This window comes from Bacteroides acidifaciens (assembly GCF_024623065.1).
GTDB classification, from domain to species: Bacteria; Bacteroidota; Bacteroidia; order Bacteroidales; family Bacteroidaceae; genus Bacteroides; species Bacteroides acidifaciens.
Window position 1 is genome coordinate 56,520 of the sequence record NZ_JANJZR010000003.1, and the last position, 26,268, is coordinate 82,787.

18 protein-coding genes, 1 tRNA gene and 1 pseudogene are annotated in these 26,268 nt (G+C 44.0%); 15 read left to right on the forward strand and 5 right to left on the reverse strand.

What is annotated here, in order from left to right:
• Positions 1-153 precede the first annotated feature (153 nt).
• From NSB03_RS01355 to NSB03_RS01380, 6 genes are all read left to right on the forward strand, one after another.
• Complete coding sequence (locus NSB03_RS01355) at positions 154-1,293, forward strand: glycosyltransferase family 4 protein (RefSeq protein ID WP_257466162.1); 1,140 nt, start codon at positions 154-156, stop codon at positions 1,291-1,293.
• A gap of 230 nt (positions 1,294-1,523) precedes the next feature.
• Positions 1,524-2,657 (forward strand): ATP-grasp domain-containing protein, encoded by a 1,134-nt coding sequence (locus tag NSB03_RS01360; protein WP_257466163.1) that lies wholly within the window; start codon positions 1,524-1,526, stop codon positions 2,655-2,657.
• A 5-nt stretch (positions 2,658-2,662) separates the two neighbouring features.
• Positions 2,663-3,316, forward strand: a complete 654-nt coding sequence (locus NSB03_RS01365) for a sugar transferase (protein ID WP_257466164.1) — start codon at positions 2,663-2,665, stop codon at positions 3,314-3,316.
• Between the two features lie 4 nt (positions 3,317-3,320).
• Positions 3,321-4,586: a DegT/DnrJ/EryC1/StrS family aminotransferase gene (locus tag NSB03_RS01370; protein ID WP_257466165.1), complete on the forward strand. Its 1,266-nt coding sequence runs from the start codon at positions 3,321-3,323 to the stop codon at positions 4,584-4,586.
• A gap of 285 nt (positions 4,587-4,871) precedes the next feature.
• The gene (locus NSB03_RS01375; RefSeq protein WP_257466166.1) at positions 4,872-6,437 is read left to right on the forward strand and encodes a PD-(D/E)XK nuclease domain-containing ATP-binding protein; all 1,566 of its coding nucleotides are present in this window, start codon (positions 4,872-4,874) and stop codon (positions 6,435-6,437) included.
• A 147-nt stretch (positions 6,438-6,584) separates the two neighbouring features.
• Positions 6,585-7,757 (forward strand): acyltransferase family protein, encoded by a 1,173-nt coding sequence (locus NSB03_RS01380; RefSeq protein ID WP_024986215.1) that lies wholly within the window; start codon positions 6,585-6,587, stop codon positions 7,755-7,757.
• 75 nt (positions 7,758-7,832) lie between these two features.
• On the opposite strand, the gene NSB03_RS01385 is transcribed toward NSB03_RS01380, so the two are convergent.
• From NSB03_RS01385 to NSB03_RS01395, 3 genes and pseudogenes are all read right to left on the reverse strand, one after another.
• Positions 7,833-9,041: an L-serine ammonia-lyase gene (locus tag NSB03_RS01385; protein ID WP_024986214.1), complete on the reverse strand. Its 1,209-nt coding sequence runs from the start codon at positions 9,039-9,041 to the stop codon at positions 7,833-7,835.
• 19 nt (positions 9,042-9,060) lie between these two features.
• Positions 9,061-9,243 (reverse strand): annotated as a pseudogene (locus NSB03_RS01390) (magnesium/cobalt transporter CorA); the annotation flags it as partial.
• A 5-nt stretch (positions 9,244-9,248) separates the two neighbouring features.
• Entirely contained in the window at positions 9,249-11,750 is a 2,502-nt protein-coding gene (locus NSB03_RS01395) for an endonuclease MutS2 (protein WP_024986213.1), read from the reverse strand.
• Positions 11,751-11,884: 134 nt separating this feature from the next.
• Between NSB03_RS01395 and NSB03_RS01400 the strand changes: the two genes are divergently transcribed.
• Positions 11,885-11,969: transfer RNA gene (locus tag NSB03_RS01400), tRNA-Ser, on the forward strand.
• An 89-nt stretch (positions 11,970-12,058) separates the two neighbouring features.
• On the opposite strand, the gene NSB03_RS01405 is transcribed toward NSB03_RS01400, so the two are convergent.
• Both NSB03_RS01405 and pulA read right to left on the reverse strand, forming a co-directional pair.
• On the reverse strand, positions 12,059-13,132 hold the full coding sequence (locus NSB03_RS01405; RefSeq protein ID WP_024986212.1) for a mechanosensitive ion channel family protein: 1,074 nt from the start codon (positions 13,130-13,132) through the stop codon (positions 12,059-12,061).
• Between the two features lie 43 nt (positions 13,133-13,175).
• On the reverse strand, positions 13,176-15,143 hold the full coding sequence (gene pulA, locus NSB03_RS01410; protein ID WP_024986211.1) for a type I pullulanase: 1,968 nt from the start codon (positions 15,141-15,143) through the stop codon (positions 13,176-13,178).
• Positions 15,144-15,466: 323 nt separating this feature from the next.
• Here pulA and NSB03_RS01415 point away from each other — a divergent pair, with 323 nt between their 5' ends.
• The 8 genes from NSB03_RS01415 (at position 15,467) to NSB03_RS01450 (ending at position 26,012) form a co-directional block, all read left to right on the forward strand.
• Complete coding sequence (locus tag NSB03_RS01415; protein ID WP_024986210.1) at positions 15,467-16,915, forward strand: alpha-amylase; 1,449 nt, start codon at positions 15,467-15,469, stop codon at positions 16,913-16,915.
• Positions 16,916-16,999: 84 nt separating this feature from the next.
• On the forward strand, positions 17,000-18,745 hold the full coding sequence (locus tag NSB03_RS01420) for a helix-turn-helix domain-containing protein (protein ID WP_024986209.1): 1,746 nt from the start codon (positions 17,000-17,002) through the stop codon (positions 18,743-18,745).
• A gap of 256 nt (positions 18,746-19,001) precedes the next feature.
• On the forward strand, positions 19,002-20,234 hold the full coding sequence (locus NSB03_RS01425) for a Cof-type HAD-IIB family hydrolase (protein ID WP_136013909.1): 1,233 nt from the start codon (positions 19,002-19,004) through the stop codon (positions 20,232-20,234).
• Positions 20,231-21,328: an isochorismate synthase gene (locus NSB03_RS01430; RefSeq protein ID WP_024986208.1), complete on the forward strand. Its 1,098-nt coding sequence runs from the start codon at positions 20,231-20,233 to the stop codon at positions 21,326-21,328. Before NSB03_RS01425 ends, NSB03_RS01430 begins: the two co-directional genes overlap by 4 nt.
• 27 nt (positions 21,329-21,355) lie before the next feature.
• Positions 21,356-23,023, forward strand: coding sequence for a 2-succinyl-5-enolpyruvyl-6-hydroxy-3-cyclohexene-1-carboxylic-acid synthase (gene menD / locus NSB03_RS01435; RefSeq protein WP_024986207.1), 1,668 nt, complete (start codon positions 21,356-21,358; stop codon positions 23,021-23,023).
• A gap of 3 nt (positions 23,024-23,026) precedes the next feature.
• A complete protein-coding gene (menB, locus tag NSB03_RS01440) occupies positions 23,027-23,851 on the forward strand; it encodes a 1,4-dihydroxy-2-naphthoyl-CoA synthase (RefSeq protein ID WP_024986206.1) in 825 nt (274 codons plus the stop codon).
• Positions 23,852-23,882: 31 nt separating this feature from the next.
• Positions 23,883-24,917, forward strand: coding sequence for an o-succinylbenzoate synthase (locus NSB03_RS01445; RefSeq protein WP_024986205.1), 1,035 nt, complete (start codon positions 23,883-23,885; stop codon positions 24,915-24,917).
• A 9-nt stretch (positions 24,918-24,926) separates the two neighbouring features.
• The gene (locus tag NSB03_RS01450; protein ID WP_128824210.1) at positions 24,927-26,012 is read left to right on the forward strand and encodes an AMP-binding protein; all 1,086 of its coding nucleotides are present in this window, start codon (positions 24,927-24,929) and stop codon (positions 26,010-26,012) included.
• Positions 26,013-26,268 lie beyond the last annotated feature (256 nt).

Genomic DNA, 26,268 nt, shown 5'->3' on the forward strand with positions numbered 1-26,268 from the left:
AGGGTGTGAAGAGTGAAAAAAAACTAATTATTCACTGGAAGTTGTTGGTAATAAGTTGATTAGTATAGGGTGAAGGATGTGAATAATCAGATATATCATTCATATGGATTTGATTGGTAAATGATAGGATAGGTATTTTTTAATAATAGAAAAATGGCAAAACAGAAAATAATTCGTGCCTGCACAGTTCCCCAATCTTTGGGTTTTGTGATGGGAATGCTTCCCGATTTACAAAAAAAGTATGAAGTAGTGTTATTGTCATCTTCTGGTCTAGAATGGGAAGAGGTACGTAGATTGCATCCTGATGTCAAGTGCATAGAGGTGGATATGGAACGTCACATTTCTCCCATCAAGGATATAAAATCTTTGTGGCGGTTGTGGCGTACATTCTGCAAAGAAAAGCCGAAAATGGTGCATTCTATGACCCCTAAAGCAGGTTTGCTTTGTATGCTGGCGGCTCGGATGGCTGGTGTACCTGTGCGTGTGCATACCTTTACAGGGTTGGTATTTCCTACTTCCGTTGGGTTGAAAAAGAAAATATTGATGGCAACGGATTGGCTTACTTGTGCTTGTGCTACACATATTATTCCAGAAGGGGAGGGGGTAAAAAATGATTTGTTGAACAATGGCATTACTAAAAAGCCAATAAGGGTGTTGGGTTACGGCAATTGTCGCGGAATAGACCTTGAACGCTTTGACAAGACACCGGAAGTGATGGAACAGGCTGAGAAATTGCGTAAAAAGTCTGTTTGTACCTTTATTGTTGTAGGTCGTATAGTGGGTGACAAAGGTATAAATGAATTGGTTGAAGCTTTTGTTAAATTGAATAAGGAAAATAGTGCCACACGTCTGATTCTTGTTGGCTGTTATGAAGATAAACTTGATCCTCTTAAATCTGAAACACTTAACTTAATTAAGAATTGTAGTGCTATTGAGGCTGTAGGGCAGCAAAACGATGTGCGTCCTTGGTTTGCAGCAGCAGATGTTGCCGTGCTTGCATCCTATCGGGAAGGATTTCCGAATGTGGTGATAGAGGCTGGTGCCATGGGATTACCTCAAATTGTAACCGATATTAATGGTGCGCGTGAGATTATTATTGAAGGTAAGAATGGAACTGTCATTCCTTCTAAGAGTGTTGATGCGCTTTATAATGCCATGAAACATATGCTTGATACAGATTTCCGTGATGGTCTTGCAAACAATGCCCGTAAGTTGATTGCTTCAAGATATGAGCAGGGATTTGTACGTAAGTGCTTATGTGATTTCTACGATAAAATATTATACTGTGTGTGAACATTTTCAAAGAGCCATTAATTTCCACAACGCTTGTGTAATGTTGGGTGTCTTGCTCATTCTGCTGGTAATTCATGAAGGTTAGGGGGCTTTTAAAAATGGCTGACAAAGGTTTTAGATTGCTCAAGACTATGACTTACAATAGAAAATTTTGATTTTTGAAGAACAATATATATTGTTTTTGTTGTGTGATTTAATTTCTTAAGTGTAATTCGAAAAAAAATAAAATTATGTGGCATAATGAAACACCGATTTGCGATGTTATGGTGACCTATTGCTGGAATCGTGTAGGTTATACAATTGTGAAAAATTTAACAAAGCATGGCTTGCGGGTGATTGTGTGTGATACATCTACTACGAATATTTGTAGTAAGTCGCATTATGCAGTGGGAAGTTTTAGTTATCCAGATCCTTTCACTGAAGAAGCTGCATTCATTACTGTATTGAAGAAAGCTGTGGAAACGCATAAGCCTAAAGTGCTTCTTCCTACTCATGATGAATCGGTGATTATCGCAAAGCATCGTAGCGAGTTTCCTAAGGATTTGGTAATTCCTGTAGTTGATGCCGACTTGCAGTTACTATTGGCTGACAAGTATCAAACTGCTATGATTGCTAAGGAATTAGGCATACCTTACCCTAAAAATATAGATGATATTTCCATGTGTGATTATCCTATTGTTGTAAAGACTAAGGTTGGCAATTCTGCTAAGGGGGTATTTTTTCCAAAAACACAGAAAGAAGCTGAGATACTTATTACTGAATATGGTAGGGAAAATTTACTCATAAGTGAGTTTATTGGAGGATGTGATTATAGTGTAGATATTGTGTGTAGTAAAGAGCAAGTGTTCGCTTCGGTTTATCAGGCTATGGTAACAAAAACTGAAGGTGGTGGTACTACTACACAGCGTGTAATGGTTGATGAGCCAAAACTGATAGAATATGCCATTCGCTTTGTAAAATATGTGGGTTACGAAGGTGTACTAGGTTTTGATTGGCGTGTAGATAAGGAGAGAGGTAAGGTAGCATTTATTGAGATTAACGCTCGTTATACTGGTGGGCTTGCTACACCTGTTTGTGCAGGCTTTGATATTCCTTGGATACACTATTGTTTGGCAACAAAGGGACGCTATGATGAATCTGTAAATGTGAAAATTGGTGTAAAAACCAAATGGATTCTTGGGGATATTATCACATTCGTTACTCGTGTCTGTCATCTGAATTTATCTTGGAGGGAGTTGAAGGCATTATTGAACTTTAAGTTTGATGGCTTTGATGATTATGAAAAAGGTGACCTAAAAGCCCTTTGGGGAGAAATGGTTTATTATTTCGTGAAACTAGTAAAGAATAAAAAACTAAATCCATAAGCAAAATGTGTTTAAAATGGATATTTGATAGATTAGTGTCGTTAATTGCACTATTGGTTCTGTGGCCGTTGTTTATAACTGTTGCGATACTTATAAAAGTAAAGATGCCCGATGGTCCGGCTATTTTTACTCAAAAGCGCGTGGGAAAAGGTGGAAAGTTGTTTACTTGTCACAAATTTCGTTCAATGACTGTAGAACATAATGGGGCAACAGTAAGTGTGGCTGGTGATAACCGTATCACTCCGTTTGGATCGATATTGCGTCACTATAAAATAGATGAATTGCCCGGACTTTGGGATGTAATGATTGGCAATATGTCATTTGTAGGTCCTCGTCCAGATGTGCCCGGATATGCAGATAAGTTGCAGGGGAATGATCGCATAGTTCTTAAACTTCGCCCCGGCATTACAGGACCTGCCACTTTGAAATATCGTCTTGAAGATGAAATGATTTCGGAATATGTCGCACAGAAGCAAAAAGGGGGGGATACTCGTACTATTCAGGAAATTGCAGAAGAATATAATGATAAAGTGATATACCCCGACAAGGTTCGTATTAATAAGTATTACTATGAGCATTATTCGTTTGTGAAGGATATTCAGATGATTTTTTGTACAGTACTCGGTAAAAATATGAAATATGATAACGAAATAATATGAAATTATGAACTATATTCCTGAAAAAACAATTTATCTCTGTCTTGCTCACATGAGCGAAGACGGAATTGAACAGAAATACGTAAAGGAAGCATTTGATACTAACTGGGTGGTTCCTTTGGGACCTAACGTAAATGCTTTTGAAGAAGATTTGAAGAACTTTGTAGGCGGACAGAATGAGGTTGTTGCACTTTCGGCAGGTACGGCAGCAGTTCATCTGGCATTGATTGGCTGTGGGGTTCAGGCAGGTGATGAGGTATTGGTACAAAGCTTTACTTTTTGTGCTTCGTCGCATCCGATAACTTATCTTGGTGCAAAGCCTGTGTTCATTGGCTCCGAAAAGGATACTTGGAACATGGATCCGATATTATTAGAGGAGGCTATAAAAGATCGTATCGCCAAAACCGGTAAGAAACCGAAGGCTATTGTTCCTGTGGCACTTTATGGTATGCCTTACGATTGCGAGAAAATCATGGAGATTGCAAACAGATATGGGATTCCTGTTGTAGAGGATGCCGCAGAGGGATTTGGTAGCAGATTCGATGGTAAGGTGTTGGGGACCTTTGGAAAGTTTGGTGTATTGTCATTTAACGGTAATAAGATGATAACCACATCCGGTGGTGGCGCTTTGATTTGCCGGAATGCGGAGGACAAAAATACCATTATGTGGTATGCGACCCAGGCCCGTGATGCTTATCCTTACTATCAACATACGGCCATTGGGTATAATTATCGTATGAGTAACATTTGTGCCGGTATTGGGCGTGGTCAGATGACTGTGGCAGATGCGCATATTGCCCACCACAAGCATGTTCAGGCATTGTATGAGGAACTGCTGATGGATGTGGAAGGTATTCATATCCACAAGCAGCCTGCGGATGCACGATATGATTCTAACTTTTGGTTATGTACGGCCACTATTGACTCTGATGTAAGGATTGTGGGTCAGGAGAATGCTTATAAGGAAGTTGTTAAGACTGCTGTGGGTGGTGCTGCCGGTGTGATTAAAGCTGTAGATTGTGCTACGACGGATTGCCAGCCTAATGAGAATGTGGAGGCACTCCGTGTATTCATGCTTTCAAAGAGGATTGAGGCACGTCCTGTATGGAAGCCGATGCACAAGCAACCGGTTTATGCGGATGCTCCTTTCTATACGAACGGAGTAGAAGAGGAAATCTTCAAAGTTGGATTTTGTCTTCCTGCCGGACCGTATGTAACGGATGATGATGTGCATTATATCGTAGAGAAAATAAAAGAAGCGATTGTGAGATAATAGTTTCGACCATTAATATAATAAGCAAGAGAATATGTGGCGGAATATCAAAGAAATATGTAGGTCCCTGAACTCATGATATATTCATGAATTCCCTGCATTATATGAGTTGGGAAGAATACAGCGGTATATTCCTGACTTATCCCCTCATATTGGTGTAAAACCGATATGTGTTTGTATGTGAAATATATCAACTGTCTGTGAAGATAGTTGATATATTAGTTTTAGGGGGGTATATCGTGGAATTCGATATTTTTTCGTAGCTTTGTGACAAAGATTACTGATATGGAAGATTTGCACAGATTATATCCCATCGGGATACAGACATTTTCAGAAATACGGGAAGAAAATTATCTTTATATTGATAAGACGGAGTATGTTTACCGGATGACACACTTCTCTTCTAAATATATCTTCTTGAGTCGTCCGCGACGTTTCGGTAAGTCACTGTTGACTTCTACATTGCATAGCTATTTTTCCGGTCGTAAAGAACTTTTTCATGGGCTGGCTATAGAGAAATTGGAGAAAGAGTGGACGGAATATCCGGTATTGCATTTTGATATGAGTACGGCCAAGCATGTGGATAAGGAGCAACTGCTGCAAGAATTAAATCTGAAACTTGCTAATTATGAGTCCTTCTATGGAAAGGATAAAGAGGAAGTTAATCCTAATCAACGTCTGATGGGGGTGATTAAGCGTGCTTACAAACAGACTGGCAAAAAAGTAGTTGTCCTTATTGACGAATACGATGCTCCTTTGCTTGATGTGATGCATGAACGAGAGAATCTTCACGTGTTGCGTAATATAATGCGTAATTTTTATAGCCCTTTGAAGGCTTGCGATCCCTATCTTCGCTATGTATTCCTGACTGGTATAACTAAATTCTCCCAACTTAGCATCTTTAGCGAATTGAATAACATTAAGAATGTTAGTATGGATGAGCCTTATGCTGCTATTTGTGGCATTACACAAGATGAGATGCTTACCCAAATGAAAGATGATATAGAGCTGTTGGCGAAAAAGATGGATGTCGGGTTTGAAGAAGTAGTTGTGAAGTTGAAAGAAAACTACGACGGATATCATTTCACCTATCCGTCTCCTGATGTCTATAATCCATTTAGTTTGCTTAATGCTTTTGCAGATGGAAAATTCAATTCTTACTGGTTTGGAAGCGGCACACCTACCTATCTGTTAAAGATGTTGGATAAGTTTAATGTGGAACCTTCTGAAATAGGACGTAAGCAGGCAAAAGTTTCTGCTTTCGATGCTCCTACCGAAACGATGACTGCTATTACTCCATTGTTGTATCAGAGTGGTTATATCACTATTAAAGATTATGATAAGGAATTGGATATTTATACGCTTGATATTCCCAATAAAGAAGTGCGGTTAGGATTGATGGAGAGCCTTCTTCCTCATTATGTTGCCAATAATGCAGAGGAAGCCAATACTATGGTGGCTTATCTTTCGCGTGATATCCGGAATGGTGATATGGATGCCGCATTGCATCGTTTGCAGACATTCTTGTCTACTATTCCCCAATGTGACAATACGAAGTATGAAGGTCATTATCAGCAAATGTTTTATGTTATATTCAGTTTATTGAATTTCTATGTAGACGTGGAAGTCCGTACTCCCCGGGGACGGGTGGATATGGTGCTGCGCACAAAGACTACATTGTATGTGATGGAACTGAAACTGGATAAGAATGCGGATATGGCGATGGAACAGATTGATTTGAAGAATTATCCGGAACGTTTTGCTTTGTGTGGACTGCCTGTCGTGAAGGTGGCTGTCAATTTTGATAGCGAACGTTGTACAATAGGGGAGTGGAGGATAGAAAGAGAATAAATATATGGACTCTCCATTTATACATTAAGCCGGGTGCGTGCTAAAAGATAGATATTAGCCGGTATTTTTTGCTTTTGAGCAAAAGAACTTCGCTTGCCAAGCTGTATCTTTGCCATCTGAAAATATTAATTAAACAATAAAAAACAGATGTCGAACGTTTCTTCCTCAGCTTTTGCAGACACTAAAGCACATTATGATCTTCTTGACGGACTTCGTGGCGTGGCAGCTCTCATGGTTATATGGTATCATATATTTGAGGGCTACGCTTTTGCGGAAGTCAGTAATTCCGCTGGTAGCGGTATGATTGAAACCTTCAATCATGGGTATTTGGCTGTCGATTTTTTCTTTATCCTTTCGGGTTTTGTTATCGGTTATGCGTATGACGACCGTTGGGGTAAGAGCATGACAATGAAAAATTTCTTCAAACGCCGTTTGATACGTCTTCATCCTATGGTAATCATGGGTGCTGTTCTGGGGGCTGTCACATTTTATCTTCAGGGGTGTGTGCAATGGGATGGAACACACGTTGCCATATCAATGGTTATGCTGTCTCTTCTCTGCACGATATTCTTTATTCCTGCGATGCCGGGTGTAGGTTATGAAGTCCGCGGAAATGGGGAGATGTTCCCGTTGAACGGGCCTTGCTGGTCATTGTTCTTTGAATATATAGGTAATATCCTTTATGCCCTGTTTATTCGTCGTTTGTCGAACAGGGCGTTGACGGTACTTGTAGTCTTGTTGGGAATTGCGTTGGCATTATTTGCTGTCTTCAATATTTCAGGTTATGGGAATATCGGAGTGGGATGGACATTGGACGGCGTGAATTTCTTAGGCGGATCATTGAGGATGCTTTTCCCTTTCTCTTTGGGTATGCTTCTGTCGCGTAACTTCAAACCCGTCAGGCTGAAAGGTGCATTCTGGATATGCGCCATTGTCTTGATTGCTTTGTTTTCGGTTCCTTATCTGGAAGGTGCAGAGCCGTTTTGCGTAAATGGTGCTTATGAAGCATTTTGTGTTATCATAGCTTTCCCTATTCTTGTCTGGCTGGGAGCATCGGGAATCACTACGGATAAGAAGTCGACCGCGATATGTAAGTTCCTGGGAGATATATCTTATCCGATTTATGTGGTTCATTATCCGCTTATGTATTTGTTCTATGCATGGTTGATTAAGAATCAGCTCTACACTTTGGGAGAAACTTGGGAAGTGGCTTTGTGTGTTTACGCATTGAGTGTTGTATTGGCTTGTCTGTGCCTGAAGTTGTATGATGAACCTGTACGGAAATGTCTGGCTAAACGCTTGCTGCATAAAAAGCTGTAATGAATAATAGAAACAGGAACGGGTGTCAAAAGAAGGTAAATACATGACCTTTTGACACCCGCTTGCTTTTTATAATTACATCTGCTGATAATCTTTTGCCAGTCCGCCTTCGCTTGTTTCTTTGTAGAGTGACGGCAGGTCGTGTCCGGTCTGTTTCATTACTTGCACCACTTTGTCGAAAGAAACACGGTGCATCCCGTCTGTAAAGGCTGAGTAAAGATTGGCATCCAATGCACGGGCAGCGGCGTAGGCGTTGCGTTCGATGCAGGGGATTTGTACCAATCCGCATACGGGGTCGCAGGTCATTCCCAAGTGGTGCTCAAGTCCCATCTCGGCAGCATACTCGATTTGTGCCGGGCTACCACCGAATAGCTGGTTGGCGGCAGCCGAAGCCATGGCGCAGGCAACGCCTACTTCTCCTTGACAGCCGACTTCCGCGCCGGAGATAGAAGCGTTGAACTTGACGATGTTTCCGATTAAGCCGGCAGTGGCCAATGCCCGCAAGATACGCATATCGCTGAAATCGCGGCTTTTCTGTAAATGATAAAGCACGGCAGGCATCACACCGCACGAACCGCAGGTCGGTGCAGTCACAATCTTTCCGCCGGAAGCGTTCTCTTCACTTACCGCCAAGGCGTAAGAAAAGACAAGCCCTCTGGATTGGAGAGATTGCTTATAACCGGTGGCACGTATATAATAGGTGGAGGCTTTTCGTCTGAGGTTTAATGGGCCGGGCAGTACGCCTTCCGCTTCCAGGCCGCGGTGGATGGCATCTTTCATTGTGCTCCATACCTCTGCCAGATAGTCCCATATATCTTCGTTCTCACATTCTTTCACGTATTCCCAATAACTTTTCCCGGTACGTTCGCACCATTGCAGTATCTCGGTCATGTTGTTCATGCCGTATACTTCCGGGCTTTCGATTGTCTGGGTGTTGTTGTTTTCTGCCAGTGCGCCGCCGCCTATGCTGTAAACAGTCCAGTTCTCGGTAACTTTATTATTGGCGTCAAAGGCTGCAAATGTCATTCCATTAGGATGGAAAGGCAGGAATACTTTGGGCTGCCATATGATTTCTACCGGAGCGGCAGGTTGCAGGGTGTCTATGATGGCTACATCTGTCATGTGCCCTTTTCCCGTAGCGGCCAAACTGCCATAGAGGGTGACTTTAAAAGAAGTGGCGTCCGGATGACGCTCCAGAAACATTTCAGCAGCTTTACGTGGTCCCATTGTGTGGCTACTGGAAGGGCCTGTGCCTATCCTATATAGCTCTTTGATTGATTTCATGATTGAAAGTGTGTTTTCGTTAATACCAATTTTTCTTTTTGCCTGACAAATATACGATAATACCGATAATTCCCATCACAAACCAGGCAAATAAATATCCATATCGCCAATCTAATTCGGGCATCCATTTATAGTTCATCCGTAAATCGTTGTTGGAGATATAAAGGTTTACCGATGAAGAAAGCGTTTTCCGGCAGATTTTGCAGATTAGTCAAAATCGACTACCGTGATGCCGGCACCGCCGAACTGCACATGCTCGTCGGCATAATGTCTGACTCCAGGCACGGTGGACAGATATTGGCGGATAAGTGTACGGAGTATTCCGGTTCCTGTGCCGTGAAGGATACGTACACGATTCATGCCGACCAATATAGCGTCGTCGACGAAATAAGTGACCGCTTGCAGCGCTTCGTCTCCACGCATTCCGCGGACGTCGATATCCTGTTTGAAATTCAGTTTCTTTTCATACATCTGGTCATGCGTCTGGCTGCTGACAAAAGAGCTTTTAGCAATTCCTTCCGTCTTTTGAACGGCGTTGCTACGTTCAAGCCGGTCAAGTTTTACGGTCGTCTTGATACTTCCGAAAGCGACAGTCGCGTTTTTACCATTGATTTCCATCACCTGTCCGACACTGGTCTGCCCTTTGATTTTTACATTGTCGCCAACTGCGATAGGAGTGACTTTGGGTGTGGTTGAAGGAGTGGCAGCGGCGGCTTTCGGTTCGTTTTTCTTGTTCTTCTTCCGTTCCTGCTTCTCTTTCAGTCTCTCCATTTTGCGTGCAATCTTCTCTTCCTGCTCTGTGGAAGCCAGTGCGTCCAGAGAGGTGCGGAAGTCGGTCAGTTCCTGACGTGCCAAGCGTGTTTTTTCTTTTTCCGCTTGTGCTTCCTTGATGGTACGGATCGTATTTTCAATGCGGGCGTTTGATTCTTGCAACATTCGCTCTGCCTCTTCTTTCGCCTGTTTGATAATCTCTTTCCGTGATTTCTGCAATTCTTCCATTTCCGACTGATAACGGGCGATAGTCTCTTCCATATGCTTTTCCCGCTGGCGGATCGTTTGGCGTTTGCTTTCCCAGTAGCGTTTGTCGCGGACAATATCTTGTAGATATTTGTCGGCATTGATATACTCGCTTCCTACGATTTCCGAAGCATCGGCAATGACGTCTTCCGGTAATCCGATTTTGCGGGCGATTTCTACAGCGAATGAACTTCCCGGATTACCGATTTGCAATTGGAAGAGCGCCTGCATCAGATGGCGGTCGTAAAGCATGGCTCCATTTACCACTCCTTCATGGTCTTCGGCAAAATGTTTCAGATTTTGGTAGTGGGTGGTGATTACTCCGAATGTCCGCTTTTGATTGAAACGTCTCAATACAGCTTCGGCAATAGCACCGCCAATCTGTGGTTCCGTACCACCGCCAAACTCGTCAATCAGGATGAGGCTGCGTTCATTGCAGTTTTTCATCATAATCTTCATATTGGTCAGATGGGAAGAGTAGGTGCTCAGGTCATCTTCGATGGACTGTTCGTCGCCGATATCAATAAAGATACTGCTGAATATACCTGCATGGCTACGCTCATGCAAGGGAATCAGCATGCCACATTGCAACATATATTGCAGTAACCCGACTGTTTTCAGACAGACTGATTTACCACCGGCATTCGGGCCGGAAATGATAAGGATACGTTGTTTATGATTAAGTTCTATGTCCAAAGGTATGACTTTCTTTCCATGTTTGGCTAATGAAAGTTGTAACAAGGGATGTACCGCCATCGTCCAGTCCAACAGTTGTTCGTTTTCGACGGCAGGTTTCAGACTGTTCGTTTGTATCGCAAAATAACTTTTCGCACGGATAAAGTCCACCTCTGCCAAAAACTCGTACGACTGAAGGATTTCCGGGATAGACGGACGAAGTATGTTTGAAAACTCGGTGAGGATACGGATAATCTCGCGCCGTTCGTCTCCTTCGAGTTCTCGGATACGGTTATTCGCTTCCACCACTTCGGCAGGCTCTATAAATACGGTCTTTCCGCTGGCGGATTCATCGTGTACGATTCCTTTTATTTTTCGTTTCAATCCCGGTGCAACGGGGATTACCAGGCGACCGTCGCGCATAGTGGGTGCTACGTCTTTGTCCACATATCCTTCAGACTGCGCATTGCGCAGAATACTGTTCAAAGAGCGTGAAATACTTCCCATCGTACTGGCAAGCTCACGACGTATGCGGGATAATTCGGTAGAGGCATTATCCTTGATTTTTCCATATTTGTTGAGGATACCGTCTATTTTTCCAATCAGTTGCGGGAATACGGCTATATCTCCCGCCAGTCTTTTCAGGCTGGGGTAGGGAGCGTCGTTTTCCTCTTCATCCTCGTTCCGGTGCAGGAAGCGAACGATGTCGCGGATTGTTTCTAACGAACGGCGCAGGTCGAACAGTTCTTGTTCGTCCAGATACATGCCTTCTATCCGCACTCGTTTCAGTGAAGGACGGACATCAAAAAAGAATTGGTCGGGAAATCCGTCCTCTTCCTGAATGATGCGAACAAACTCAGTTACCTGGTTTAATTTCTCTTCCACTTCTTCATATTGTTCGGAAAAACTCATATCCATGACCCGCTCTTCACCTAAAGTGCTGAGACATTTATCTTTTAGTAATTGTCTTATCTGGTCGAATCCTATCTTTTGCTCAAAATTTTGAGGGTATATCATATCTTTGTTCTTACTAATGGACTGCAAAAATACGATTTATTCGCGAAAAAATTATCAGAATGTTTGCAGATTTAAAAATGATTCGTACCTTTGCACCGCTTTCAACGGAAAGTACTTCTGATAAAGGAAGTTTTGGAGAGGTGGCAGAGTGGTCGATTGCGGCGGTCTTGAAAACCGTTGTACTGCGAGGTACCCGGGGTTCGAATCCCTGTCTCTCCGCTGAAATAAGATATAAAACAAATAAAGAGGATGTCCTTCAAAAGGCATCCTCTTTATTTGTTTTGTTACATAGCTGGGATAACTATCTTTTATTTTGAAATTTTGCCATTATCTTCCGGCTCATCTTTTTGTATATAAACCGTCCTTGTTGGAAAAGCAAACTCAAGTCCTGCCTTATTGAAAGAAGCCAGAATCTCCGTATTCATATTCGAAGTCACTCCTAATATATCCCCTTGCTTCTTAATATAGTAGATATACATGATACCCAGTGCGGAGTCGGAATATTCAGTAAAGACGGCAACCACGTCCGATGGACTGGAAGATACATTTTCCACTTTTTGTGGAAGAGCTTTTAAAATCGCCAAAGCCTCTTTCATCTTTTCGGCAGTTGTGCCATACGTCAGTCCGAGATTCAGAACGACCCGTCGCATCGGTTCGGAAGAGATGTTGATGATAGAAGAGTCGGTAATCTTATAGTTCGGGATAGTGATGATACGTTTATCATAGTTCATGATTCTTGTGCTCCGGATGCCTATATCGATTACTGTTCCTTCGATACTGTCGAAGCGAATGGTATCTCCGATATTGAAAGGCTTGTCTGTCAGGAGGGTGAAGGCACCGAACACATTCTTTACCGTGTCTTGTGCTGCCAAAGCGAATGCGATACCACCGATACCCAGGGTTCCCAATAATGCGCTGATATTTACTCCGACATTACTCAATGCCATCACAAGACCGATAATCCAGACAACAACCAAGATTGTCCTTTTAATAATCGGCAGCATTTTATTATTCTGACCGTCAGAACGGCGTCCCCAGTAAACTTGAAGCAAACCGCTGAACAAACGGGCGAATACCCAAGTGATATCCAATACAATCAGAATACGGTAAATGTTGTCTACTACTTTCACGAAACTGTCCGGATATACCAAACGATGAATAGCTATCCAGATACCCAGCAGAATAATTGCAAACTTGAAAGGCGGTTCGAGAGAATAAAAGATAATATTATCCAGTTGATTCTTAGTCCGGTCTGTTAACGGTTTAAGTACTCTTTTGCTTAATAGCGTTATCAACTTTACAATAACAATTGCGGCAACAATAATAAGTATGGAAATGATCCAGTTCTGAACGGAATTTCCCCAAATTTCATATTCAAACATATTCGACTTGATTTTAATTATACATCATGATCATTATTTTAACTTAGTTTCTATACAGAATCAAGGCGGAAGAAGCCGCGATAGCTATATCTCCACCAGACAAATGCTCCTGGCTGTCCAATTTGATTTGTCCATCTTTGCAAACAACTATCCAGTCTTGCTCGGGCAGGTGGACAATCGCTTCGTTCCGGTTACCATTATAAGCTACTAATATTTCTTTCCATTCATCTCCATTAGCATATTCGCCCAATGTATAAGCAATTACACCGGAATCACCCGTGTCAAGGAAATGAAGCCATTGTTCCAATCCCTCTACTGTTGGAATGCGAAAGGTGGGATGCGCTTTACGTAGTGCGATCAGTCCTTTTATATAGTCGAAAAAATCACGGTTCTTGGCTTTCAAAGCCCAGTCAATCTGGTTGACAGCGTCCGATGACTTGTAGCTGTTCGGTTCTCCTTGCTTATCTTGCATGATTTCTTCGCCACCACGGATGAAAGGGATTCCTTGTGAGGTCAGAAGTACTGTATGTATCAATTTGTCGATAGAGGGTAATTCCTCTTCAGCATGTTCGCCCTTTACGGATAGCCTCAATTTGTCTATCAAAGTGTATCCGTCATGGCACGACACGAAATTAATCATTTGCGAAGGAGCCCCGGCATAAGGACCATCACAATAAAGCAATCCGTCATAGTCTACCTGCGGGTGCTGCGTGCCGCCGACGATACCATATTTAACCGGTTCGAAATGCCCGTTTATATTTCCGGAGGCATATCCGGGTTCTTGTTCGTCGAAGGTACTTCCTTTCAGTCCGTCCCGAAACTCATCATTAAATACGGCAATACCTTCCATCCGTCCGACATTCTCCTTTACTGCCCGCTGCTCGAAAGGCAATGGGGAATCTGCTGCTGCCCAACCTTCACCGTAAACGAAGATTGTCGGGTCAATTTTCAGCAGTTCTTCTCTCAAATGGTTCATTGTTTCAATGTCATGTATCCCCATAAGGTCAAACCGGAAACCGTCGATATGGTATTCTTTCGCCCAGAACTTTACAGATTCGATGATATAACGGCGAACCATTTCGCGCTCTGATGCCGTCTCGTTTCCGCAGCCGGACGCATTGGAATAAGACCCGTCAGGATTTTGACGGTAAAAATATCCGGGGACGGTCAGTTCGAAATTTGAATGATCGGTGGAAGCGGTATGGTTATATACCACGTCGAGTACAATGCGGAAGCCGTTCTGATGTAGGCTCTTCACCATTTCTTTAAACTCACGGATGCGGGTGACGGGATTAGCCGGGTCGGTGGAATAACTTCCATCAGGCACATTGTAATTTTTCGGGTCATATCCCCAATTATATTTATTTTCTTCCAGTCTCGTCTCATCTACTGTGGCGAAATCAAATGAAGGCAGGATATGGATATGTGTAACGCCCAGTTCTTTCAAGTGATCTAAGCCGGAAGTTTCCCCTTCGGGTGTCTTGGTTCCGGTTTCCGTCAGAGCCAGGAACTTTCCTTTATTCTTGATGCCCGAATTCGGATCAATACTAAAATCGCGATGATGCAATTCATAGAGAATAATGTCGGAATACATCTTCAGTTCGGGGGGCTGGTCGGACTCCCAATCTTCCGGATTCGTTTCATTCCAGTCGATTACAGCCGCACGGTTACCATTGATACCGACTGCTTTAGCCCAAATGCCGGGCGTTTCGTCCAGCCATTTGCCGTCTTTCTCTATTTGGAAGGTGTAGAAAGAACCTTTCAGGTCACGGTCGATATTGATACGCCAGGTGCCATCCTCTGCCATGTCCATATCCAGTTGTTCTTCCTTTTCTTCTCCTTCGCCGGCGGGGTACAGGTTTAAACGAACCCTGTCCGCGCTCGGCGCCCAAAGTGTAAAAACGGATTGTTCGGGTGTATAGACCAATTCGAGATCATTTCCATCATAGCATGGATATTTGTCATACGACTCCAATTGGTCTGCGGACGGATGATTTTTTAATTTTCTCATACATTCAATTTTATATTAATACTGTTTAAAATAATCAATGCCTATGTGGCGTAAATGAACTGGTATGTTCTTGTTTGGTATGATGAGAAACAACAGAACAAACAGAATTTATTGCTGTTATCCCGGTAAATATGGATATAAAAAGGATTATTAAGATATTTTTCGTCGTTGCATGAACCATACTCTTGAACTTTCTGCTGTTTAGCATTTGTTCGTTCGGTTTATGGACAAATTCCTACCATTTTGCTAATATTTCATACTTGTGAAGGAACTTTATTCTATTGCAACTTGTTTTATACTCGTCAATTTAAAAAAGATAGCATATGGAAAATGGTGTAATGATGCAGTATTTTGAATGGAATCTCCCGAATGACGGGAAGTTATGGAAACAATTAAAAGAAGACGCGTCGCATCTTCATGACATTGGTGTAACCGCAGTATGGATTCCACCTGCTTATAAAGCCGACGAGCAGCAGGATGAAGGATATGCAACTTATGATTTGTATGACCTGGGCGAATTTGAACAGAAAGGGACAGTACGGACAAAGTATGGTACGAAGGATGAACTGAAAGAGATGATTGGCGAATTGCACAAATATCATATTGCGGTTTATCTGGATGTAGTGCTGAACCATAAGGCAGGCGGTGATTTTACCGAAAAGTTTATGGTCGTGGAGGTTGACCCCAAAGAAAGGAACAAGGCGTTGGGCGAACCGTATGAGATACAGGGCTGGACCGGATATAGCTTCCATGGACGTAAGGACAAGTATTCGGATTTTAAGTGGCACTGGTATCACTTCTCCGGTACGGGATTTGACGACGCCAAGAAACGTAGCGGAGTCTTTCAGATCCAGGGAGAAGGAAAAGCCTGGAGCGAGGGAGTGGACAATGAGAATGGCAATTATGACTTTTTGTTGTGTAATGATATTGATTTGGACCATCCTGAGGTTGTATCCGAACTGAACCGTTGGGGGAAATGGGTTACCGATGAACTTGGACTCGACGGATTCCGGTTGGATGCTATCAAGCATATGAAAGACCAGTTTATCGCACAATTTCTTGATGCGGTGAGAAGTGAACGGGGAGATGATTTTTATGCCGTAGGTGAATATTGGAACGGTGACTTGGAAACACTCGACGCCTATTTGGAAACGGTAGGGCATAAGGTGAATTTGTTTGATGTCCCGTTACATTATAATATGTTTCAGGCAGCACAGGAAGGTAAAGAATATGATTTGCGGAATATCCTGAAGGATACACTGGTCGAACATCATTGTGATTTGGCTGTGACATTTGTCGATAATCACGACTCGCAGTTGGGAAGTTCGCTGGAGTCCCAAATAGAAGACTGGTTCAAACCGTTGGCATATGGTCTTATTCTCTTGATGAAAGATGGTTATCCTTGCCTGTTTTATGGGGATTACTATGGAATAAAAGGAGAGAAATCCCCGCATACCAAGATCTTGGACATATTGTTGGACGCCAGAAGAAAATATGCTTATGGCGATCAGGTTGAATATTTCGATCACCCCTCCACCGTCGGTTTTATTCGCACAGGAGATGAGGAACATACGGGTTCGGGACTGGTCTTTTTAATGTCCAATGACGAAGCCGGCAGTAAAACGATGAGTCTGGGTGAAGGTCATAAGGGTGAGATATGGCACGAAATAACCGGAAGCATTCAGGAAGAAGTAACTTTGGATGAAGAAGGGAACGGCGAATTTTCCGTTGATGCCCGTAACCTGGCTGTTTGGGTAAAGAAGGCAATTTAGGTTGCTTAAAATTAAATGCCTACTTGCACCTTATATGGAAAATACATACCTTTGATGCTAAATGATTAAACACGGTAAGATTTTATGCGTTTTTTGGTATGTATTTTAGTGCTTTTATTTGTACACAATCAATATTCGAGGGCTGATAAGACTATACATAGTGATTCTCTCTATACTGAAAAGTATATCCGGGATATTTATATATCTGACTCTAAGCGTGCTCTGCAATTACTGGACGAAGCGGAGAACAGGAAAACAATTTCTTTGCGGGTGATAAACGAATTGCGTAGTTTGTCATATAGTAATATGTATATGAACAAACTCGCGTTTATGTATGCGAAAAAAGCTTATCTGCTTGATTCCATATACCAGAAAGACCCGGAACACATGCTGAAAATGACAGTCTATTTGGCTGAGTTCTCGGCAATGATGAGCAAGTATAATGAAAGTATGCATTATGCATTAGAGGGAATCAGACAGGCACAAGAATTAGGAAACAGAGAGGCTAGAGCCAGATTGTTTTTCTGCATGGGAGAGAATAACTGGAGATTGTCTTTTAAAGACAAGGCATATGATTATTTCGACCGGACTATTGAATTGCTGCGCGGGTCGAAGGAGAAGCGTGAAATGATGCTGCTTTCATACTATTATGGGGCGAAAATGGGGTTTCTGATGAATGATTCCCGAATCGAAGAGGCTCTGGAAGTAGGTTTTGAACGTGAGAAGCAGATTGAACGGCTCAAAGCATTGCCTCAAATCCCTGAAGCTTATGTGGACGGCCAATATAGTTATTTGTATTCCAAGCTGGCCTATATTTATTGCATGGAGAAGAAATATGGGCAGGCGGAACAATATTATCAGAAATACTTGTCAAAGAAGAAATCACATACTCCGGATGGAAAAATGCATTCAGTCCCTTATTTGATGCTTTCCGGGCAATATGAGACAGTCATAGATAACTGCAGAGGATTTAAGGAGCTGATGAGGACTCAGCAGGACACTTTGAACGAACAATATCTGACTGTCCTCCGGCATGAAGTGAAAGCATACTTGGGTATGCATAAATACAAAGAAGTTGCGGAGATACGTGAAACAATTTTAGCCATAACGGACAGCATCAATGCCCGCGATAGGAACAATGTTGCATTGGAATTGAATGCAATGTACGGTGTCTCTGAAAAAGAAGAGTATATCGCCGAACAGGCTTTTCAATTGAGAATAAGAAATATAACTCTCTGCTTCCTTGCATGTGTTGTGGTGCTGACTCTGTTTCTTGTATGGCGTTTGTGGCGTTTTAATCATATAGTCGAGTATAAGAACAGGATGCTTGCCCAGCTTATAAACGAAAGAATCTCCAATAGGAAATATGACACTCAGTTGTCGGAAGCATACGGACAACTGGCTGTCACGTCAGAAATAGAGCCGGAAGTCATTTCCTCTGAAGAACTGAATGAAACGGATAAGGTCAGCGGTGAAGAGGAAGAGAACAGGAAAATATTCCAAGAATTGAACCGGATAGTCGTCCAAGACCAATTATACCTTTCGCCGGAACTCTCAAGGGAAGATTTGGCGCAGATAGTGCATCTGAATAATGCACGTTTTGCCCGGATGATACGTGAATGTACGGGGACTAACTTTAACGGGTATATCAATGAATTGCGTATTACTTATGCAATCAAATTGATGAAGAAATGTCCCAATTATACAATACGTGCCATAGCGGATGAGTCCGGATTTAACAGTACACCGATTTTATACAACCTCTTCAAGAAAAAGACAGGAATGACACCCTACGAATTTAAGAAAGCACAGGATTCGCTTAGGAATTAGGAGTTTCCAGTAAACAATTCTCGGCTTTTTCGGTTTATTATTATAAAGTTAATTAAATAAATATAGTAATGTTACAAGTTAGGATAAAGCGAGTGTACGAGGATTTAAAGAGCCGGTGTACAATCATGCCCGAATCCTTTGCGATTATCTGGAAATGCGTCTGAAAGAGTGAAATTAAAGTAATTTTTATCTGTTTACGCTTTCTGTCGTTCACTCAATTTCCTACCTTTGTAATCTAAATCAAAATCGTGTAGCCATGAAGTATAAATTATTGGTCTTGGATGTAGACGGAACACTGCTTAATGATGCGAAAGAAATTAGTAAACGTACACTGGCCGCTTTGTTGAAGATTCAGCAGATGGGAGTACGTATCGTGCTGGCTTCCGGCAGACCTACTTATGGTTTGCTGCCGCTGGCGAAGTCTCTTGAACTTGGAAATTATGGCGGCTTTCTCCTTTCTTATAACGGTTGCCAGATAATCAATGCACAGAACGGAGAAATCCTGTTCGAACGCCGTATCAACCCCGAAATGCTTCCATATCTGGAAAAAAAAGCCCGCAAGAATGGTTTCGCGTTATTCACGTATCACGATGATACGATTGTCACGGATTCTCCCGAAAACGAACATATCCAAAGTGAAGCCCGACTGAACAACCTGCAAGTGATTCGGGAAGACGAATTCTCCGCAGCCATTGATTTCGCTCCCTGTAAATGTATGTTTGTCAGTGATGACGAAGAAGCGCTTGTCGGCTTGGAAGAACACTGGAAGAGACGCCTGAACGGAGCATTGGATGTATTCCGTTCCGAGCCTTACTTCCTCGAAGTGGTTCCTTGTGCCATTGACAAAGCGAATACGTTAGGTGCCCTGCTCGAGATGTTGGGCGTGACACGCGAAGAAGTGATTGCCATCGGCGACGGTGTGTGTGACGTAACCATGCTTCAATTGGCCGGACTGGGTATAGCCATGGGACATTCTCAGGATTCGGTGAAGGCTTGTGCCGACTATGTGACAACTTCGAACGAAGAAGACGGAGTAGCGCTTGCCGTCGAGAAAGCGATTCTTGCCGAAGTCCGTGCAGCGGAAATCCCTCTTGAACAGTTGAATGCACAGGCACGCCACGCATTAATGGGAAACTTGGGAATCCAATATACCTATGCTGACAAAGAGCGGGTGGAGGCTACGATGCCCGTAGACCATCGTACGCGCCAGCCTTTCGGCATTCTGCATGGCGGAGCCACCCTTGCATTGGCAGAGACGGTTGCCGGACTGGGTTCAATGATTCTTTGCCAGCCGGACGAAATCGTCGTAGGAATGCAAGTCAGCGGCAACCACATCTCTTCTGCCCACGAAGGAGATACCGTGCGGGCAGTAGCAACCATTGTACATAAAGGACGTTCATCCCATGTATGGAATGTAGACGTCTTTACCTCAACCAACAAACTGGTGTCTTCCATACGGGTAGTCAACAGTGTTATGAAAAAAAGATGATTGACGAAGAAATAAGTAATCTGACAGCTATTGATACATTCATCCGGCAAAAGCAACCGTTTGCTGTTTACCGTATTCCCGGAGAGAAAGTCCCCCGCCTCTTACAGACCGGGGGAACTGTCCGTTTAATCTATGACCTCAAAGACCTGAACGGACAGCGGGGATTTGTCATCGCCCCGTTTCGGGTGAGCGGGACATGCCCGATTGTGCTGATACAACCGGACCAATCGGGACAGCCCTTGCCGATGGACGTGGATACGGACGGCGAACAGGAGAAAGCCGGGCAAACGCAAAGGCAGGAAACTTTTCTGAATACTTGTACGGATAAGTATGCCGCGTGCTTCCATACGTTCATAAATGCCTTACGCGACGAGACTTTTGACAAACTGGTGCTATCCCGCGAACTCGTTATCGGTCAGATGCCGGATTTCTCTCCTTCATCAGTGTTCCGTGCGGCTTGCAAACGGTATATTCATTCTTATATATACTTATGCTACACCCCTCAGACGGGTATCTGGTTAGGTAGCACGCCCGAAATCATCCTGTCGGGCGAAAAAGACGGATGGAACACCGTCGCACTGGCCGGAACGCAACCTTTGCAGGACGGTAAATTACCGCAAGTGTGGGATGAGAAGAACCGGAAAGAGCAGGATTATGTAGCATCCTATATCCGCCGGCAACTTCTTTCATTAGGCATCCGTTCTACGGAGAACGGACCTTATCCTGCCTATGCCGGAGCTTTGTCGCATCTGAAAACCGACTTTCATTTCTCCTTGAAAGATAATAAGGACTTGGGAAATCTTCTGAAAGTGCTGCACCCGACGCCTGCCGTGTGCGGGCTTCCCAAGGAAGAAGCCTATCAATTCATATTGGAAAACGAAGGTTACGACCGCCGTTACTATTCCGGCTTTATCGGATGGCTCGACCCCGACGGAAGGACGGATTTGTATGTGAACCTGCGCTGTATGCATATCGGAGACGAGCAACTGACCCTTTATGCCGGCGGCGGATTACTGGCGTCTTCGGAACTGGACGACGAATGGCTGGAAACGGAAAAGAAGTTGCAGACCATGAAACGGCTGATAGCTTATTAATCACTAATTCACTAATCACTAACCATCATGTACACAGATAAGAAGAACATACTCCAACTGGTTGCGTTGCTTCAGGCGCACGGGATTACTAAAATTGTATTGTGTCCGGGCAGCCGTAACATACCTATCGTGCACACCTTGTCCAACCATCCTGATTTTACCTGTTATGCGGTGACAGACGAAAGGAGTGCGGGGTATTTCGCCATCGGGCTTACGTTGAATGGTGGCAAGCCTGCCGCAATCTGCTGCACTTCCGGAACGGCATTATTGAATCTCCATCCGGCTGTGGCAGAGGCTTTTTATCAGAATGTTCCTCTGGTTGTCATTTCTGCCGACCGTCCTGCAGCCTGGATTGGGCAGATGGACGGACAGACACTACCGCAACCGGGCGTGTTCCGGTCGCTGGTCAAGAAGTCGGTCAATCTTCCGGAGATTCACACGGATGAAGATGAATGGTACTGCAACCGCCTGATAAATGAAGCCCTGCTGGAGATGAACCATCACGGAAAGGGACCGGTTCATATCAATGTCCCTATTTCCGAACCGTTGTTCCAGTTCACGACGGATGCCCTGCCCGAAGTACGTGTCATCACGCGCTACCAGGGATTGAACGTCTACGACCGTGATTACAACGACCTCATTGACCGCATGAACAAATACCAGAAACGGATGATTATTGTCGGTCAGATGAACCTTATCTATCTGTTTGAAAAGAGACACACCAAGTTATTATATAAGCACTTCGCTTGGTTGACGGAGCATATCGGCAATCAGACTGTTCCCGGTATTCCGGTGAAGAACTTCGACGCGGCGCTCTATGCCATGCCCGAAGAGAAAATAGACCGGATGTCTCCCGAACTGTTGATTACTTATGGCGGGCACGTCGTCTCCAAACGATTGAAGAAGTTCCTTCGCCGGCATCCGCCCAAAGAACATTGGCACGTGTCGCCGGACGGTGAAGTGGTCGACCTCTACGGTTCATTGACTACCGTGATTGAGATGGACCCGTTCGAATTCTTGGAAAAGATAGCAAGCCTGCTTGACAACCGTACTCCTGAATACCCCCGTGTGTGGGAGAATTATTGCAAAATCATCCCCGAACCGGAATTTGCCTATTCGGAGATGGCGGCTGTCGGTGCATTGATAAAGTCATTGCCGGAATCATGCGCCTTGCATCTGGCCAACAGTTCGGTGGTCCGCTACGCCCAGTTGTATGCCATTCCTTCTACGATTGAGGTCTGCTGCAATCGGGGGACGAGTGGCATTGAAGGTTCGCTTTCTACGGCTGTCGGTTATGCGGCGGCTTCCGATAAGCTGAATTTTATAGCCATCGGGGATTTGAGTTTCTTCTACGACATGAATGCGTTGTGGAATGTGAATGTCCGTCCCAATCTGCGTATTCTTTTGTTGAATAACGGCGGCGGGGAGATTTTCCATACTTTGCCGGGGCTGGATATGTCGGGCACTTCGCACAAGTTTATCGCGGCCGTTCATAAGACGTCCGCCAAAGGTTGGGCGGAAGAACAGGGATTCCTTTATCTGCAAGCGGAAAATGATGAAGAACTGGCTGAAACTATGCAGATTTTCACTCAACCGGAAGCGAAGGAACGCCCTGTCTTGTTGGAAGTGTTCACCAACAAGAACAAAGACGCACGAATGCTGAAAAATTATTATTACCAATTAAAACAAAAATAGATTATGTCAACACAAAGAGAGTGGACAACCATCAGAGAATACGACGATATTCTCTTTGATTACTATAATGGAATAGCCCGTATCACCATCAACCGTGAACGTTATCGGAATGCATTCACCCCGACTACTACTGCCGAAATGAGCGACGCATTGCGCATTTGCCGCGAAGAAGCGGATATTGACGTGATTGTCATCACCGGAGCCGGAGACAAGGCTTTCTGTTCGGGCGGTGACCAGAATGTGAAAGGACGTGGCGGTTATATCGGCAAAGACGGCGTTCCCCGTCTGAGTGTGCTGGATGTGCAAAAACAAATCCGCAGTATCCCGAAACCGGTGATTGCCGCCGTAAACGGATTTGCTATCGGCGGCGGACACGTGCTTCATGTGGTATGTGACTTGTCTATCGCTTCGGAGAATGCCATCTTCGGTCAGACAGGCCCTCGTGTAGGTAGCTTTGACGCCGGGTTCGGTGCATCTTATCTGGCTCGTGTGGTAGGTCAGAAGAAAGCGCGTGAAATCTGGTTCCTCTGCCGGAAGTACAATGCGCAGGAAGCGCTGGATATGGGACTGGTAAATAAAGTAGTCCCCTTGGAGCAACTGGAAGACGAATATGTGCAATGGGCGGAAGAAATGATGCAGCTCAGCCCGCTGGCTTTGCGCATGATTAAAGCTGGACTGAATGCCGAACTGGATGGTCAGGCAGGTATTCAGGAACTGGCAGGTGACGCGACATTGCTTTATTATCTGACGGATGAAGCTCAGGAAGGAAAGAATGCGTTTTTGGAAAAACGCAAACCCAACTTCAAGCAGTATCCTAAGTTCCCATAAACCATACGGAGCACTCAAATATTTACATCTGATGGATTGCAAAATTCAAATAACTCCCCGCTTGCTCCATTTCAAGCAACCGGCAGGAACCTCACGAGGTACGTATACAACACGAAAAGTCTGGTATCTGCATCTGACTTCTTCCGATTTTCCGGGTAGGGTAGGGATAGGGGAGTGTGCTCCTCTACCAGGGCTTAGCTGTGATGATCTACCCGATTACGAAGATATATTGGAAGATGCCTGCCGGGAAGTGGAAAGGCAAGGCGGAAAGGTGGACGTTGACGCTTTGCGCAAATATCCTTCCATACTCTTCGGGCTCGAAACGGCTGTCCGCCACTATAATGCAGGCGGTTGGGCTATGTGGAATTCAGCTTTCTCCCGTGGAGAAGCCGGAATACCCATCAACGGTCTTATATGGATGGGAGATTACAATCAAATGTTGACACAGATAGAAACGAAGATGAAGACCGGTTTCCGCTGTATCAAACTCAAAATCGGTGCCATCAACTTTGAAGAGGAACTGGCCTTGCTCCGTCATATCCGTGCCCGTTTTTCTTCTAAAGAAATAGAACTGCGTGTAGACGCCAACGGTGCTTTCTCTCCGGCTGATGCAATGGATAAACTGAAACGGCTGTCCGAGTTCGACTTGCATTCTATCGAACAACCTATCCGTGCCGGACAATGGGAAGAAATGGCACGCCTGGCTTCCGAATCTCCCTTGCCGATAGCTTTGGATGAGGAATTGATAGGCTGCAACACTCCGGAAGAGAAACGAAAGCTCCTTGCCGACATTCATCCCCAATATATCATCATCAAACCTTCCCTACATGGAGGATTCACCGGTGGAAACGAATGGATTGACGAAGCTGAAGAACAACAGATCGGCTGGTGGATTACTTCTGCCCTGGAGTCAAATATCGGTCTGAATGCCATCGCCCAGTGGTGTGCCACTTTCGACAACCCGCTTCCTCAAGGCTTGGGAACGGGGCAACTTTTTACGGACAACGTAGAAATGCCCCTTGAAATAAGGAAAGACTGCTTGTGGTTTTGTAATGACGCAATTTAATAATGCCCGATGATATTTGACCGAAAACAGCAACGTTTGCTATTGGAAGGAACCATCTATACCCCGGAAGAGATAGCCCGTCTGGTAGCCGAAGGAGCAGAGAACCATCCTTCGGCCCTATGGGATTTATATCTTTTTCTGAACGAATGGTTCAGTGATTCTCCTGCCATGACCGTCCATACTTCGGGTTCCACAGGCACGCCGAAAGAACTGACTGTGCGCAAAGACCAAATGATGCAAAGTGCCCGTCTCACCTGTGAGTACCTCAATCTGCAAGCGGGAGACACCGCTTTGTTGTGCATGAATCTGCGTTATATCGGAGCCATGATGGTAGTGGTACGTTCCCTCGTTGCGGGGTTAAATCTGATAGTGCGTCCCGCTTCCGGTCATCCTCTCTCTGATATAAGCGTTCCGCTGAGATTCGCGGCAATGGTTCCTTTGCAGGTTTACAACACACTCCATAACCTTGGAGAGCGTGAGCAGTTGAAGCAAACGGAGATTTTGATTATAGGTGGCGGAGCAGTAGATGAGGCTTTGGAAGCAGAAATAAGGTCTCTCCCGATAGCTGTCTATTCCACTTACGGCATGACCGAAACATTATCCCATATTGCCCTGCGTCGCTTGAACGGAAATTCTGCGTCCGACCATTATTATCCTTTTTCTTCAGTCGAACTGTCCTTGTCTCCCGAAAATACGTTAGTCATTAAAGCCCCTTTGGTCTGCGATGATATTTTGCAAACTAATGATATTGCCCGCATCTATCCCGATGGCAGCTTCGTCATTTGGGGACGTAAAGATAATGTCATCAATAGTGGCGGAATCAAGATACAGGCGGAAGAGGTGGAGAAGTCGCTTCGTCCGTTTATCCCTGTGCCGTTTGTCATCACTTCGGTTCCCGACCCTCGTTTGGGGCAAGCGGTGACTTTATTAATCGAAGGTCAGTTGGATATGGAAGAACTGAAAAATAAGGTGCAGGAGATACTGTCACCTTATCATCGTCCTAAATATATTCGGATGGTGGATTTAATTCCTCAAACGGGGAATGGTAAAATCAACCGTATCGAATGCCGCACTTTAGCGGAGAAACTATTGTAGTCGTTATACTTCTTCTATTCGTGTCAATTCCCATCCGCAGAATTGCATAACGATGCAATCTTTTTGTTCTGTTACATATTTTATTATGTTCCTTACAACACTAATGTGGCTATCTCAGGCGATAAAGTAATCGTTTTATCTTTATTGATGATAATAATATTGGCATTATACAGTGAATTTATTATTTCTTTATAAGTGATTGCTCCCACACTTCTCCCTCTACTAGAAGAGTTTTTCATTTTTATTTCTCATATTC

Bases quoted from the DNA above. Each gene is read 5' to 3' on its own strand.
- NSB03_RS01355 (WP_257466162.1), top strand. From the start codon at position 154: ATGGCAAAACAGAAAATAATTCGTGCCTGCACAGTTCCCCAATCTTTG.
- NSB03_RS01360 (WP_257466163.1), top strand. From the start codon at position 1,524: ATGTGGCATAATGAAACACCGATTTGCGATGTTATGGTGACCTATTGC.
- NSB03_RS01365 (WP_257466164.1), top strand. From the start codon at position 2,663: ATGTGTTTAAAATGGATATTTGATAGATTAGTGTCGTTAATTGCACTA.
- NSB03_RS01370 (WP_257466165.1), top strand. From the start codon at position 3,321: ATGAACTATATTCCTGAAAAAACAATTTATCTCTGTCTTGCTCACATG.
- NSB03_RS01375 (WP_257466166.1), top strand. From the start codon at position 4,872: ATGGAAGATTTGCACAGATTATATCCCATCGGGATACAGACATTTTCA.
- NSB03_RS01380 (WP_024986215.1), top strand. From the start codon at position 6,585: ATGTCGAACGTTTCTTCCTCAGCTTTTGCAGACACTAAAGCACATTAT.
- NSB03_RS01385 (WP_024986214.1), bottom strand. From the start codon at position 9,041: ATGAAATCAATCAAAGAGCTATATAGGATAGGCACAGGCCCTTCCAGT.
- NSB03_RS01395 (WP_024986213.1), bottom strand. From the start codon at position 11,750: ATGATATACCCTCAAAATTTTGAGCAAAAGATAGGATTCGACCAGATA.
- NSB03_RS01405 (WP_024986212.1), bottom strand. From the start codon at position 13,132: ATGTTTGAATATGAAATTTGGGGAAATTCCGTTCAGAACTGGATCATT.
- pulA (WP_024986211.1), bottom strand. From the start codon at position 15,143: ATGAGAAAATTAAAAAATCATCCGTCCGCAGACCAATTGGAGTCGTAT.
- NSB03_RS01415 (WP_024986210.1), top strand. From the start codon at position 15,467: ATGGAAAATGGTGTAATGATGCAGTATTTTGAATGGAATCTCCCGAAT.
- NSB03_RS01420 (WP_024986209.1), top strand. From the start codon at position 17,000: ATGCGTTTTTTGGTATGTATTTTAGTGCTTTTATTTGTACACAATCAA.
- NSB03_RS01425 (WP_136013909.1), top strand. From the start codon at position 19,002: ATGAAGTATAAATTATTGGTCTTGGATGTAGACGGAACACTGCTTAAT.
- NSB03_RS01430 (WP_024986208.1), top strand. From the start codon at position 20,231: ATGATTGACGAAGAAATAAGTAATCTGACAGCTATTGATACATTCATC.
- menD (WP_024986207.1), top strand. From the start codon at position 21,356: ATGTACACAGATAAGAAGAACATACTCCAACTGGTTGCGTTGCTTCAG.
- menB (WP_024986206.1), top strand. From the start codon at position 23,027: ATGTCAACACAAAGAGAGTGGACAACCATCAGAGAATACGACGATATT.
- NSB03_RS01445 (WP_024986205.1), top strand. From the start codon at position 23,883: ATGGATTGCAAAATTCAAATAACTCCCCGCTTGCTCCATTTCAAGCAA.
- NSB03_RS01450 (WP_128824210.1), top strand. From the start codon at position 24,927: ATGATATTTGACCGAAAACAGCAACGTTTGCTATTGGAAGGAACCATC.